The sequence below is a fragment of the Pseudomonas sp. S5D5 genome (assembly GCF_003013355.1).
Lineage (GTDB): Bacteria > Pseudomonadota > Gammaproteobacteria > Pseudomonadales > Pseudomonadaceae > Aquipseudomonas > Aquipseudomonas aylmerensis.
On record NZ_PTEO01000001.1, the window covers coordinates 3,074,515 to 3,087,959 of the forward strand.

The 13,445-nt window shown below is 61.5% G+C and carries 14 protein-coding genes; 3 read left to right on the top strand and 11 right to left on the bottom strand.

Annotated elements, in window-relative coordinates; translation table 11 throughout:
• Positions 1-52 precede the first annotated feature (52 nt).
• The 4 genes from C9990_RS14360 to C9990_RS14370 all read right to left on the bottom strand — a co-directional run bounded on the left by C9990_RS14360 (position 53) and on the right by C9990_RS14370 (position 3,995).
• A complete protein-coding gene (locus tag C9990_RS14360; protein WP_256595084.1) occupies positions 53-889 on the bottom strand; it encodes an IS3 family transposase in 837 nt (278 codons plus the stop codon).
• A complete protein-coding gene (locus C9990_RS32760) occupies positions 886-1,188 on the bottom strand; it encodes an IS3 family transposase (RefSeq protein ID WP_065899480.1) in 303 nt (100 codons plus the stop codon). Before C9990_RS32760 ends, C9990_RS14360 begins: the two co-directional genes overlap by 4 nt.
• 268 nt (positions 1,189-1,456) lie before the next feature.
• Positions 1,457-2,794: an MFS transporter gene (locus tag C9990_RS14365; RefSeq protein WP_065908086.1), complete on the bottom strand. Its 1,338-nt coding sequence runs from the start codon at positions 2,792-2,794 to the stop codon at positions 1,457-1,459.
• Positions 2,795-3,041: 247 nt separating this feature from the next.
• Complete coding sequence (locus C9990_RS14370) at positions 3,042-3,995, bottom strand: EamA family transporter (RefSeq protein ID WP_106803693.1); 954 nt, start codon at positions 3,993-3,995, stop codon at positions 3,042-3,044.
• Between the two features lie 184 nt (positions 3,996-4,179).
• On the opposite strand from C9990_RS14370, the gene C9990_RS14375 reads away from it, so the two are divergent.
• Positions 4,180-4,728: an adenylate kinase gene (locus tag C9990_RS14375; RefSeq protein WP_106803694.1), complete on the top strand. Its 549-nt coding sequence runs from the start codon at positions 4,180-4,182 to the stop codon at positions 4,726-4,728.
• 186 nt (positions 4,729-4,914) lie between these two features.
• Here the strand turns inward: C9990_RS14375 and C9990_RS14380 are convergent, their stop codons facing one another.
• From C9990_RS14380 to C9990_RS14400, 5 genes are all read right to left on the bottom strand, one after another.
• A complete protein-coding gene (locus C9990_RS14380) occupies positions 4,915-5,373 on the bottom strand; it encodes a hypothetical protein (RefSeq protein ID WP_106803695.1) in 459 nt (152 codons plus the stop codon).
• A gap of 61 nt (positions 5,374-5,434) precedes the next feature.
• Positions 5,435-5,791: a VOC family protein gene (locus tag C9990_RS14385; protein WP_106803696.1), complete on the bottom strand. Its 357-nt coding sequence runs from the start codon at positions 5,789-5,791 to the stop codon at positions 5,435-5,437.
• A gap of 106 nt (positions 5,792-5,897) precedes the next feature.
• Positions 5,898-7,391: a methyl-accepting chemotaxis protein gene (locus C9990_RS32925; protein ID WP_106803697.1), complete on the bottom strand. Its 1,494-nt coding sequence runs from the start codon at positions 7,389-7,391 to the stop codon at positions 5,898-5,900.
• 203 nt (positions 7,392-7,594) lie between these two features.
• On the bottom strand, positions 7,595-9,754 hold the full coding sequence (locus C9990_RS14395; RefSeq protein ID WP_065908103.1) for a TonB-dependent siderophore receptor: 2,160 nt from the start codon (positions 9,752-9,754) through the stop codon (positions 7,595-7,597).
• Positions 9,755-9,938: 184 nt separating this feature from the next.
• Positions 9,939-10,430, bottom strand: a complete 492-nt coding sequence (locus C9990_RS14400) for an Lrp/AsnC family transcriptional regulator (RefSeq protein ID WP_065908104.1) — start codon at positions 10,428-10,430, stop codon at positions 9,939-9,941.
• 121 nt (positions 10,431-10,551) lie between these two features.
• Here C9990_RS14400 and C9990_RS14405 point away from each other — a divergent pair, with 121 nt between their 5' ends.
• On the top strand, positions 10,552-11,586 hold the full coding sequence (locus tag C9990_RS14405; RefSeq protein ID WP_106803698.1) for a histone deacetylase family protein: 1,035 nt from the start codon (positions 10,552-10,554) through the stop codon (positions 11,584-11,586).
• 67 nt (positions 11,587-11,653) lie between these two features.
• Positions 11,654-13,069 (top strand): amino acid permease, encoded by a 1,416-nt coding sequence (locus tag C9990_RS14410; protein WP_106803699.1) that lies wholly within the window; start codon positions 11,654-11,656, stop codon positions 13,067-13,069.
• Here the strand turns inward: C9990_RS14410 and C9990_RS32550 are convergent.
• Both C9990_RS32550 and C9990_RS32555 read right to left on the bottom strand, forming a co-directional pair.
• The gene (locus C9990_RS32550; RefSeq protein WP_218277275.1) at positions 13,064-13,243 is read right to left on the bottom strand and encodes an NAD(P)-dependent oxidoreductase; all 180 of its coding nucleotides are present in this window, start codon (positions 13,241-13,243) and stop codon (positions 13,064-13,066) included. The two genes, C9990_RS14410 and C9990_RS32550, sit on opposite strands and share 6 nt — an antisense overlap.
• A complete protein-coding gene (locus C9990_RS32555; protein ID WP_205571646.1) occupies positions 13,222-13,416 on the bottom strand; it encodes a hypothetical protein in 195 nt (64 codons plus the stop codon). Before C9990_RS32555 ends, C9990_RS32550 begins: the two co-directional genes overlap by 22 nt.
• Between the last annotated feature and the right edge of the window lie 29 nt (positions 13,417-13,445).

The following is a 13,445-nucleotide window of genomic DNA, read 5'->3' on the forward strand; positions in this document are numbered from 1 at the left end:
CTGTGGGAGCTGGCTTGAACTGGTCAAGTAATCTTGGACACCGATTAAGGTTTCACGCCACCAGCTTCTCCCTGGCGACTGGTGACCGATAGTCGTTGTAGCTATGCGGCCTGGTGATGTTGTAGCGCGATACATAGCGCTGCACATCCGCTCGGGCCTCATGTTCCGACCCGTAGCCTGCTTCTGGCACCCACTCTGATTTCAAACTTCCAAAGAAACGCTCCATCGGAGCGTTGTCCCAGCATTCGCCTTTACGGCTCATGCTTTGTCGGAGTCCATGTTCCAGCAGTTCATTTCTGAATTTATGGCTGGTGTACTGGCAACCTTGGTCGGAGTGAAACAGTACGTCTTTTGGGCGACCGCGCAGTTCAATCGCCATGCGCAGGGCTTCGCAGGTCAGCGTGGCATCAGAGATCATCGAAAACGACCAGCCCACAATCCGGCGAGCGAACAAGTCCAGAACCGCCGCAAAATACAGCCAACGCTTGCCGACTTTGATGTACGTCACGTCCCCACACCACACCTGATTGACCGTCGCAACATCAAACTTGCGTTTGAGCACATGCGGTGCCACCAAAGCCTCCACGCCAGGTGACTTGTACTTATGGCGCCGGCGTTGACGGCTGACAATGCCTGCTTCTCGCATCAAGCTGCGAGCCATGAACCGCCCGACATCATGCCCGCCGGCTTGCAGCTGTTTAGCCAAGGTACGAGCGCCCGCAGACTCTCTCGACGCCCTGTAGTGCTTGACCAGCATAGCCTTGAGTTTCTCTCGCTTAGGGCTCACCTTGCCTTGGCGCTGACGCCATGCGTAAAAGCTACTGCGGTTTATTCCGAACACACGACAGCAATCGTTAACGCCGTACTGCTCGCCCAGCTCACAGATCAACGAGAGTGATCTTTGGCGTCCAAAAGCAGGAGAGCACTGGCCTTTTTTAGGATTTCGATATCCCGGTCTCTTTGCCTGAGCAAGGCTTTAAGTTCCTGGATCTCTCGCTGATCCGCGGTAATCGCCTTGGCTCCCACCGGAGTCGAGCCCAAGCGTTCCTTGCGAACTTGATCGACCCAGCGGCGCAAGGCCGTAGGGCCAATATCCAAGCTGGCACAGACCTCGGGAACCGACTGCCCCTCGTCCAGCACCATGCTGGCAGCCTTGAGTTTGAACTCACATGAATAAGATTTACGCATATCCAAACACCTCAGATTTGGACGCCATCATAGCGCCCGATTGAGGTGTCCAAAATCATTAGGCCAGTTCAAGCCCGCTCCCACAGGGGATCCTGATATGGCTCGGGTATGCGGGTGTATGGAGATCAATTGTGGGAGCAAGCTGTCGAGCCCCGGCGAGGCTGCGAGGGCGGACTCACAGTCGACATCTCTATCGGCTGACTGGACCTCTTCGCAGCCTCGCTGGGGCTCGACAACTCCCACAGGGGATTGGGGTTGTCTGTGGGGTTTAGCGCGAGAGCAGCGGCGCGGGGGCTTTTTCCTGTGGGCCTACATCATGCAGGGAAATCCGCGAGGTCTCCGGCAGTGCCAGTCCGCCGGCCAGCGCGAGCAATGCCACGGCAATCAGGTAAAACGCCGGTGACAGGTTGCTGCCGGTGGTGCTGATCAGCCAGGTCGCCATCAACGGCGCGGTACCGCCGAAGATCGTGTACGCCATGTTGTAGGTGATCGCCGAAGCGGTGTAGCGCGTGCGGGTCGGGAAGGTCTCCGAGAGCAAGGCGGCGGTGACCACGCCGCACAGCACGGCGCCGACCGCGAGCAACATCACCCCGACCACCGAGGCTGCGAACGAGCCGGAGCTGGCCATCAGGAACGACGGATACACCACCACGATCAACAGCGCACAGGCGGTCATCACCGTGACCCGGCGCCCCACCCGATCCGAGTACAGCCCGGCCAGCGGGCAAATCGCCGCGGCGAAAATCAGCGCAATCAGCGACACCAGCAACGCCATCGCCCGACTCAGTCCGCCGGCCACTTGCAGATACGTCGCGAAGTAGGTGGTGAACATATAAAACGACAGCGCCGTGAGTGACACAAAAGCGCCCAGGCAGCAGATCGCCGCACCATGGTTGCGCAAGGTTTCCTTGAGCGGGGAGTGGGCTACCGCATGCTCCTGCTTGACGGCCTGGAAGGCGGGCGTCTCATCCAGCTTCCAGCGCAGGTAAAGCCCGACCAGCCCCAGTGGCGCCGCGATCAGGAACGGCAGGCGCCAGCCCCAACTGCCCATCGCTTCGGCGGACAACGACGCCTCCAGGGCGTAGGCCACCACGGCGGCGGCAGCGAACGCGGAAAACGTCGACACCGGCACGAAGCTGCCGTACCAGGCGCGCTTGTCACTGGGCGCGTGTTCCATCAGATAGGCGCAGGCCCCGGCGTATTCGCCGCCAGCGGAGAAACCCTGGGCGCAGCGGATCAGCGACAGCAAAATCGGCGCTGCAACGCCGATGGCGGCGTAAGTCGGGAGCAGGCCGATCAAGGTGGTGGCGCCGGCCATCAGCAGGATCGTCATGGCCAGCGTGCGTTTGCGCCCGATGCGGTCGCCGAGCATGCCAAAGAACACCCCGCCCAGGGGCCGGAAAGCGAAGGCCACGGCGAATACCGCGAAGGTCTTGAGCAGCGCGGCACTGGTGTCGCCGCTGGGGAAGAATTGTTGCGCGATGGTGGTGGCGAGGAAGCCGTAGACGGCGAAGTCGAACCACTCGACGAAGTTACCGATGCCGGCGGCGATGATGACCTTTCGCAGGGTGTGGGGGCTGACCTGTTCGGTGGAGGGGCTCGTCATGGGGGAAGGCCTCGGGATGGGATCGGGGATGCTTGATTATCGGGGGAGGGGCTTGCGCGGCGGGGCTCAAAAGAGTCGTCCGCGTAGTCAACAGCGACGTGTCGACGCAGGAGAACGCAGGAATTGGGCCAGGTGCCGCGAGGGGACTATCGATGGGCGAAGCTGGATGATGTTGACACGCAGGCGTGACGAAAAAAACGGCCTGTGTCGATCTGAAAACACACGCCGTTCAAGCCTGCATCAAGCCTTACACGGCCTTGGCGACAGGCTGCGCAGACTTGCGATACGTCAGCAGCACAATCCCGGTTACCACGATGACGCCACCGGCGATCTGCCCGGCGCTGAGCATTTGATCGAGCACGATCCAGCCCATCAGCAGCGTCGCCAGCGGCTCGATGTTCATCACCGGCGCGTTTCGCGGCATATCCAGGCGCGGCACCGAAATGAACAGCACGATGAAGCCTGTGCCGTAGAGCACGACCAGTGTGGCGAGTGCCAGCCAGCCGGTGCTGGTTGCCGGCAGGTTCAGGCCGTCGGCGAGGGCACCACTGACGCCGGCAAGGTTGACGCTACTGAACACGATGAAGATCGTCAGCAGGCTGCGCACGGAACCGCGTACCTGCGACAACTTGTGGTCGGTGATCCACAGGGCGCAGGCGAACACAAAGGCGGCGCAGAACGCCAGGGTGATACCGAGCAGCCATTGCGGGCCGATCTCTGCGCTGGCTGAGAGGCGCCCGGGAACGTCCAGCACGAACACCAGGCCCAGCAGGATCAAACCCATCAGCAGTGCGGTGCGAGCAGTGGGGCGCGGGCCGCCGAATGCCCAGGTGAGCAGCGCGAGCAAAATCGGAAAGACATTCGCCACCAGTAACGCCAGCGCGACCGGCACGCGGGCCACGGCCGAGTACAGGCACAGGCTTTGAGTGGCGATGAGCAGGCCCAGCAGCACTTGCCAGCGCCATGCACCGGGCGGCAGGCGCAGGCTTTGGCGTTGCCATAGCACCAGCACGGCGAGTACCAACAAGGTACCGCCCGAGCGCATCAGAATCGCCAGCAGCACGCCGGCCCCATCATCAAACGCCACGCGAGCGGCAATGTGGTTACCGGCAAAGGCGCAGCCCATGCAGAGCAGAATCAACACGGCGATGTGCCGCGAGAACAGGGCAGGCGTGGTTTGAATGGGGGCAGGCGCAGTCATGATGGGGGCTCGAACAGTGGGCGCCATCATCGGGGATGGCGATTTATTGTTAGGACGTCGTACAACTTGCTGAGGGCTTTGTAACGTGTTTGTCGCGAAGGTGCAAGGATGTCGTTTTATTCAATCAGGGTGGATTTAGGCTATCGTGCGGGCCTCGAAATCGATGTGTCTCCAGGGAGGAAAAATGCGCGTTTACATCACCGGTGCTTCGTGCGCGGGCGTGACCACGCTGGGCCAGAACCTCGCAGCGCGGCTGGGCGTGCTCCATGTCGATGTCGATGATTTCTACTGGATGCCCACGGACCCACCGTTCACCACCAAGCGTGCCGCGCCTGAGCGCGTGTCATTGATGCAGCAAAGACTCGGCGACGAAGACTGGGTGTTGACGGGCTCGTGTATGAACTGGGGCGACGAATTGATCACCCAGGTCGAGCTGATCGTCTTCGTGGACACTGCAACGCCAGTCCGCCTTCAACGCCTGACCGCGCGTGAACAGCAACGCTTTGGCGACCGGATCGCACCCGGCGGCGACATGCACGCGATCCATGTGGCCTTTCGCGAATGGGCCTCGCAGTACGACGATCCGCACTTTGGCGGCCGCAATCGAGCCTGGCACGCGCGATGGCTGGCCAGTCAAAGCGCTGCGGTGCTGCAGGTTGACGGGACCCACAGCACCGACAGCCTGGTGGCGCAGGTCATTGAGGCGTTGTCGCTGCGCCTGGCCCCGGATTAACGCACGATTGAGTTTCCAGCGGCAGCCACCTCAACCGTGCGGGCCTGGGAGCGCGTTGCGCGCACGGCGATCACCAGCGTCACGCCGTGAGCATCAGGTGTGACGCTTGGCGCTGCAGGCATGCGCGCTCGCTGATAACGCCCGAAATAGCCAGGCAATGCTCGAGCCTTTCGGGGGCCTGGAGCCTTAGTGCATGCCCTTGCTCACCACTTCCCCCGTCGCCGAATCCTCCAGCCAGATCTTCAGCCGATTCAGTCCAATGTACTGCGAGCGCGCGATGATCTTCTGCCCGGGTTTTCCCTCGAATTCCAAGTCCGCAAACATGAAGTACCGCGGCAGCCGGTACTCCAGTTGAATTGTGTAGCTGCCCGGCACCAGCACGGCGCGTTGCGGTGAGTCATTTTTGTAGTAGTAGGTCGAGAACGGAATATTGCCGACCTTTTTATCGTTGACCCGGATGATGTTCAGGTCCGGCTGCAGGTCCAGGAAGCTGCGGTCGCGCCTTCCCGCGTAGGTGTCGGTTTCGACGATGGTGTAGCGAGACTCATCGCGCGGTTCACTGGGATCCACATTCGAGTAGGCCGGCATTTCGGCGCAGCCTTGAAGGCACAAGAGGGTCAAAAACGGCAGGGCAATTTTGCGCATGAAAAAACCTGAATCCATGTCAGAAAGTACAGTCGATGATCGATGAGGGGCCGCGGCAGGCTTACTCGTGTGCCGTCCATACGGCCAGTTCATAGCCGTCGAGGTCGGTGAAGTGGAACCTGCTGCCGCCGGGGAAGGCGAAGGTCTGGCGGGTGATGACCGCGCCGAGGGTGTGCAGCCGCTGTTGTGTCTCAGCGAGGTTGTCCGCATACAGGATGATCAAGGGACCACCCGGTCGAACCGGTTCGCCGGTGGTGAAGCCACCCGTGAGGCGGCCGTCGGTGAACTCGGTATAGGTGGGCCCGTAGTCGACGAATGTCCAGCCGAATGCGCCACCGTAAAAGGCTTTGCTGCGTGCAATGTCGCCGACGTTGAACTCGATATTGTCGATTTGTCGGTCTTTACCGCGAACGCTCATGGTCGCCTCCCTGGCAGATGTTTAGGGCGGCGAGTGTAACGTATCCGCCGATGCCTGGACCCTATCGATTACGCGGGCAACGCTGGGGTTCATGAGCGCTCGGGCCTCAAGCGTGAAATTTGCGCCCCAGTGCGTCCAGCCGCACCGCAATAGGTGGCAACTGCTCGCTGCTGCGCGCCAGGGTTTCCACGTCATTGGCGGTGCTCTGCGCAATGCTCTGCACGGCCTGCAATCGCCCGACTATCTCCAGGTTCGCCGAGGTCTGCTCGCGGGTGGTGCTGACGATGTGGCCGTTGAGCTGGTCGATCTGCGCGATGTCGAGGCCGACCGCCTGCAGCATTTGCACGGCGACCTGGCTGTCTTGTACGCAGCGCTCCACACCCTGGCGACTGTCGTGCATGGCCTCGACGGCTTCGCGGCTGCCTTGTTGCAGGCTTTCGATGATGGTTTTGATCTCTTGGGTGGAGACGGCGGTGCGTTGCGCCAGGCTGCGGACTTCGTCGGCGACCACGGCAAAACCACGGCCTTGCTCGCCCGCGCGGGCTGCCTCGATGGCGGCGTTGAGGGCCAGGAGGTTGGTCTGGTTGGCGATGCTGTTGATCACCTCCAGCACCGTGCCGATCTGCTCGGCTTGCACCGCCAGGCCTTCCACGGTCTGGTTGGCACCGCTGAGGCGCGAGGCCAACTGGGTGATTTCCTGCTGGGCGCGGCCGACGCTTTCCTGGCCGCGAATGATCTGTTGGCTGGCCTTGCCGGCGTGTTCCACCGCGTGCTCGACGTGCACCGCGATGTGGCCCATGGCGTCTTCCATGCGTTGCATCGAGCCGGTCATCTGGCTGATTTCGGCCAGTTGGTGCCGCGCGCCTGTTTCCAGGGTGCCGCTGGTACTGGCGAGGGCCTGGCCGAGTTGGCCGAGGCCGTGGGAGTCGCGGGCGACGCCGTCGATCAGATGGGTGATCTGCTGCAGGAAGTGGTCGAAACGCTGGGTGAGGGAAACGTGCACCTTGCCTTCGCCCTGGGCGGTTGCCACGGTGAATTGGGAGGTGACGGCGAGCATTTTCTCGAGCATTTCCTGGCTTTCTACAGCCTCGGCCTGGCTGTGCACGGCCAGGTAGAGCAGGGCGATGGTTTCCATCACCACATAGAAGGCGTGGACGAACACCATGCCCCAGCCGCCGTGATGCTCCATCACGAACACCGGGAAACCCTGATGCTGCAGCGCATGGAAGACCACGTGGTGCACGGCGATGGTCAGCGCCGCGATCAGGATCGGCAGCCAATCGCGGTAAAATGTCAGCACTGCCAACAGCGCGAAGATGCCGAAGTGGGATTCGATCACGCCCTGCGCCTGGTTGATGTGCAGCGCGGCCATCACCATCAGTCCGGCCCCGAGCGCGCAACGCATGACGCGGCGGCCGCCAACGGCGCGATACAGCGCAGTGAGCACCACGCTGGTGCCGCCGCCCACGATCACCGCCTGCAGCAGGGTGTCGTGCCAGAACGCCAGGCCCAGCGAGAACAGGAACATCAGCCAGATCAACGCCAGCATGATGCGGTCGGCCTTGCGGTAGTGCTCCAGGAAACGCGTGCGGACGGGCATTCACTCTTACTCCATGTGGACTGGCCAGGAACAAAGCATGCGGCGTGCCACGTGGGCCCGCAGGTAGAGCAAAGCAGGTATCAGGATTTGTGCAGGATCAGGGATGCCAAGAGTTTATCGGCATCCCTGTGGGGGACTTTAAGCGCGGCGAGCAGCGTGACCCACAAGGCCTATTGGGGCACGCCGTGGGCGTCCAGCCTGGATCAGAAGCTGTACTTGGCCGTCATCATCATGTTGCGCGGGGTGCCGTAGGCGTCGCCGCCGTAGCTCACCGAGTTGGCGATGGACGAGTAGTAGCGGCGGTCGAAGATGTTGTTGGCGTTGAGCTGCAGGTCCAGGTGCTCGTTGACCTTATAGCCGGCCATCAGGTCGGTGACCGCGTAGGCGCCCTGTTTGAGCCGGTAGTTGCCACCGTCATTGAGCGGCACGTCGTTGTACATGCGGCTCTGCCAGGAAATGTTGCCGCCGACCCGGAGTTTTTCCAGCGGGCCCTGGAAGTTGTAGCGGGTGGTCAGTTTGAACAGCTGCTCCGGGGTGTCGGTGTCGAACTGCTTGTTCACTTTCTGCGGGTTGGCGTCGTCCTTGATGGTGTGGGTTCGCGCGTAGGTGTAGCCCCCGCCGACCTGCCAGTTCTCGGTCAGGGCGCCTTGCAGCTCGACGTCGATACCCTGGCTGCGAATCTCACCCGAGGCTTCGTAGCACGTGGCCTGTGGGCAGGTTTGCGGGAAGATCTGGACGGCGCGGTTTTCCTGGTCGACGTTGAACAGCGCGAGGCTCGCATTCAGCGCACCGCCGAGGTATTCGCCCTTGATGCCGACTTCATAGTTCTTGCCGACGATTGGCTTGACCGGCGTGCCCGCGGTGTCTTTTTCGCTCTGCGGCGTGAAGATGTCGCTGTAGCTGACATAGACCGAGTGATGGTCGTCCAGCTCGTAGATCAAGCCGGCGTAGCGGGTCAGGTTGCGGGTGACATGGTAGTCGCCGTCGCCATCACGGTTGTTGTAGTCATACCAGTCCAGGCGCGCGCCGAGGATCAGCTTCAGCGGGTCGGCCAGGCTCAGGCGGGTGGTCACGTAGACGCCATCCTGGGTGGTGACTTCGTGGTCGTTGTTGGTGTGCACAAAGTCCGGCTTGCCGGCCGTGAGCGGCCAGTTGGTGTCGTACGGGCTGTAGTTGTGGGTGGTCAGGTCGTAGACCCGCTTGCTGGCTCCCACTACCAGTTCGTGGGTGCGCCCGAAGGCCTGGAAAGGCCCGCTGGCAAAGGCGTCGACGCCGGCCTGGTCTTCATCGAAGGCGGCCTGGTAGACCGTCCGTGCCGGTGTGTTGTTGACCCAGCGCGACTGGTAGGAACCGGAGAACAATGCGTTCTGCTGGGCGTAGTTGGCGTTAACCTGGAGGTTCCAGTCATTGGCCAGGCGCTGGCGCAGTTCGGCGAAGACCGTGTTGATTTCCTGGTCCTTGTTTTCCCAGTCGGTGCCGGGGTTGTAGGAGCGCGGCAGGTTCAGGTGGTGGCCGTCCTGGCCGATCATCGAGGAACCCCAGAAGTAGTTGGTCTTGTCCTTCTGGTTGGAGAAACCCAGGGTCAGGGTGGTGTCTTCGCTGAGGTCGGCTTCGGTGACGGCATAGAACAGGCCGTGATCTTCCTCGACCTTGTCGATGAAGCTGTTGGCGTCTCGGTAGGAGGTGACGACCCGGCCACGCAGGGTGCCGCTGTCATTCAGTGGGCTGGAGGCGTCGAGTTCGCCACGGTAGTCGTCCCAACTGCCGGCGGCACCGGTGAGGGTGACTTTCTGCTCATCCAGCGGGCGCTTGCGGATCAGGTTGATGGCGGCTGAAGGGTTGCCTGCGCCGGTCACCAGGCCGGTGGCACCGCGCACGACCTCGACGCGATCGAACATCGCCAGGTTCGGCTGGGCACCCACGTTAACGCCGTTGTAGCCACTCGGGATGCCGTCGTACATCAGGTTGTCGATGTCGAAACCGCGTGAGGTGTAGGACTGCCGGCCAGGGCCGCTGGAGTAATTGAGGAACAACCCCGGCGTGGCGTTGACCACGTCGTTGATGCTGGTCATGGCCTGGTCGTCCATGCGCTGGCGGGTGATGACGGTGACGGCCTGTGGCGTTTCACGCATCGTCAATGGCAGCTTGGTCGCGGTTTTCATCGCGCCGGTGGTGTAGGACTGCGTGCCTTCAGTGGTTTCGCCGAGCTGGCTGTCACCGGAGATTTGCGTGGCACCCAGCTCGAGCGTGGCCGCTGGCGCTTCGGTGTCGGCCGCAAAGACCGCTTGGGAGCTGGCCAGGCAGACTGCGAGGGCCATCAGGTTGAATGAAAAACCGTTACCGCCGTGTTGTTGCACAGACATGAAGCTGACTCTCCCCGAGCGCCCTCCATGGCGAATAATAAAGATGTTGATAATTATTCGCATCAGTGTGCCAGAAGCTTCTGTCGCAAAAAAGCCATTGGGGAGAATTAGTTAACGAATTTTTCACATCTGCAGTGGATGGCATTTGGCTATGCGCTGCAGCAGTGACCTTTGGGGCGAGGGGTCAGTCGCGTCGCGCGATCGCCACTCGGCTGGTTGCCTTGACCTCCCTCAGCGCCAGGCTCGATTGGATCGACGCAATCCCCAATTGCCGGCGCAAAACGCTTTCGACGAACTCGCTGTAGCTGTCGAGATCCGCGGCGAGCACCTGCAACAGGTAATCGGCATCGCCGGTGATCTTGTGGCACGACAGCACTTCGGGCAGGTCTCTGACCACCGCCTCGAAGGCGTCCGGCGCATGGTCGGTATGGATCGCGAAGCGCACATGCACAAACGCCAGGATGTCGAGCCCGAGCATCTTGCGGTCGAGGTTGGCCTGGTAGTCCTTGATCACGCCTTCCTCTTCCAGGCGTTTGCGGCGCCGCCAGCAGGGCGTGAGGCTCAGCGACAGGCGCTCACTCAGTTGCGCATTGGAAATGCTCGCGTCCTCCTGCAAGAGAGCGAGGATGGCGAGATCAGTGTCGTCGAGAGCGACCTGTTTGGTTTTATTTTTCATGATGGGCAGCCGAAGAGGTAAAAATTCCCGATAAACCTAACAGTGGCGCAAGTAAAAGCAAAGAAAGCCCGGCTCTGCCAGAACAAAATAGAGCCTGTCTTTTACTGGCGGATACCGACAAATGCTGACTGTTTTTAGTGATGACCACCGTTTGCACCATGGCACCGAACTCAAGGACGGCGTGCTCAAGCCCTCATTCGAACAACCCAGCCGCGCCGACACCGTGCGTGACCGCGTCCGGCATGTCGGGCTGGGCGATATCATCGTGCCGCGCCATTTTGATCGGGCCTGCTACGTCAACGCGCACAGCGAACGCTATGTGGCGTTCCTTGAACATGCCTGGGCCGAATGGACCGCCATCGGCCGCAGCCACGACGCACTGCCGCTGGTATGGCCGGTGCGTGACCTGGCCAATCAACAGGTGCCGGAATTCATTGATGGCAAGCTCGGCTTCTTTGCCATGGACGCCGGCTCACCGATTACCCGTACCACCTGGAACGCGGTGAAAACCAGCGCTGACATCGCACTCACCGGCCTGGCCCTGATCGATGAAGGCCATCACAGCGCCTTCGCCTTGTGCCGTCCGCCGGGACACCACGCCGCCCGCGAGTACATGGGCGGTTATTGCTACCTCAACAACGCCGCGATTGCCGCGCAACAGGCCATCACCCAGGGGGCCCAGCGCGTGGCGGTGCTGGATGTGGACTTCCACCACGGCAACGGCACGCAGAACATTTTCTACTCGCGGCCGGACGTGCTGTTCATCTCGCTGCACGGTGACCCGGCCGTCTCCTACCCGTACTTTTCCGGCGCCAGCAGTGAGCGCGGGGACGGCGCGGGGGAGGGCTTCAACCTGAACTACCCGTTGCCGAAAAACACCACGTGGGCCGACTACCGGGTCGCGTTGCTCGACGCCTGCCGCCAACTGCGCGCCTTCGCTCCCGAGGTTCTGGTGATCTCCCTCGGCGTCGACACGTTCAAGGACGACCCTATCAGCCACTTCCTGCTCGACAGCCAGGACTTCGTCGGCATGGGCGAGATCATCGCCAGCGTAGGCGTGCCGACGCTGTTCGTGATGGAGGGTGGCTACATGGTCGATGAGATCGGCATCAACGCCGTCAACGTGCTGCACGGATTCGAAAGCGCGACCGCCTGATTCCAACAACCCTCGCTGCTCGACTTTTTTTCTGCCAAAACTCAAAAACATAACAAGAGGTTTTGTGATGAAAACAACCACGCCCGGGCTGGACGAAAAGCCTGCGTTGCAACGCACCCTGAGCAACCGCCATATCCAGCTGATGGCGATGGGCGGTGCGATCGGCACCGGCCTCTTCATGGGCTCCGGCAAGATCATCGCGCTGTCCGGCACCTCGATCATCCTGATCTACATGATCATCGGGCTGTTCGTGTATTTCGTAATGCGCGCCATGGGTGAGCTGCTGCTGTCGAACCTCAACTTCAAGAGCTTCGCCGACTTTGCCGGCGCGTACCTGGGCCCGCGTGCGGCGTTCTTCCTGGGCTGGTCGTACTGGCTGAGCTGGAGCGTGGCGGTGGTCGGGGATGCGGTGGTGGTCGGCGGATTTTTCCAGTACTGGTTCCCGGACGTGCCCGCCTGGATGCCGGCCGTGGGCATGCTGCTGACGCTGTTCGCGCTGAACGTGCTGACGGTCAAGCTGTTTGGCGAAGTGGAGTTCTGGTTCGCGATCATCAAGATCATCGCCGTGGTCACGCTGATCAGCGTCAGCGTGGTGATGATTGCCAGTGCGTTTGTCTCGCCCACCGGTGTGACAGCCTCCCTGGGCCACTTGCTGGATCGACAGGCAGCGTTTCCGAATGGGCTGTTCGGCTTTTTCGCCGGCTTCCAGATGGCGATCTTTTCCTTTGCCGGCACCGAGTTGATCGGCACCGCAGCCGCCGAAACCCGTGCGCCGGAGAAGACCTTGCCGAAGGCGATCAACTCGATTCCGTTGCGCATCATCCTGTTCTACGTGCTGGCTTTGGCGTGCATCATTGCAGTGACGTCCTGGCAGCAGGTATCGCCGAGCAAAAGCCCGTTTGTGGAACTGTTCCTGGTGGCCGGTTTCCCCGCGGCCGCAGGCATCGTGAATTTCGTGGTGCTGACTTCGGCGGCGTCGTCGGCCAACAGCGGGGTGTTTTCCGCCAGCCGCATGCTCTTCGGCCTGGCCGACCTGGGCGATGCACCGGGCATCTTTCGGCGACTGTCGACGCACAGCGTGCCGTTTATCAGCCTGGCCTTCAGCACCGTGTTGATGCTGCTCGGCCTGGTGCTGCTGTTTGTGGTGCCGGAGGTGATGACGGCCTTCACGATTGTGTCGACGGTGTCGGCGATCCTGGTGATTTTTACCTGGTCGACTATCCTCGCGTCCTACATCGCTTACCGCAAAAAACGCCCGGACCTGCATGCCAAATCCACTTACAAGATGCCCGGTGGTGTACCGATGGCATGGTTTTCCCTGGGGTTCCTGGGGTTCGTGCTTTGCCTGTTGGCGCTGCGCCCGGACACGCGCCTGGCGCTGTGCGTGATGCCCGCGTGGTTTATCTGGCTGGGGATTGCCTATCAATTGTCGCGTTTTCGTCAGCGCTTCAAGGCACAGGTGAACCGGACTGCGGCGCTATGAGTTGCCGAGTGCGGTGTTGATCAAGTAAGCGCGGCACTGGAAGTGCTTGAGCGACTCGGCGTTGGTCATGTGCTCGGTTTCCGGGTGCAGCGGACCGTTCAGGGGCACCATATCGCAGGTCTTGGCCAGGCTTTCCAAGGTTTCGTGATCGGTCAGCTTGAGCTCTTTTTCCACGGCGTCCGGCAGGCGGTGACGGTGCCCACATGCATGCCTTCCACGTCGTAGGAACGACCACGCACTCGGCGATGTTCCAGCCACCCTTGAGCACCCACGGGGGTTGATGGCAGGTAGTTGAGCACCAGCGCCAGTACGCTCATCACCAGATGCTCGGCGACGCTGTTGCTCAAGGTAGTTGCGCAGGCCCACTTCTCCGCAA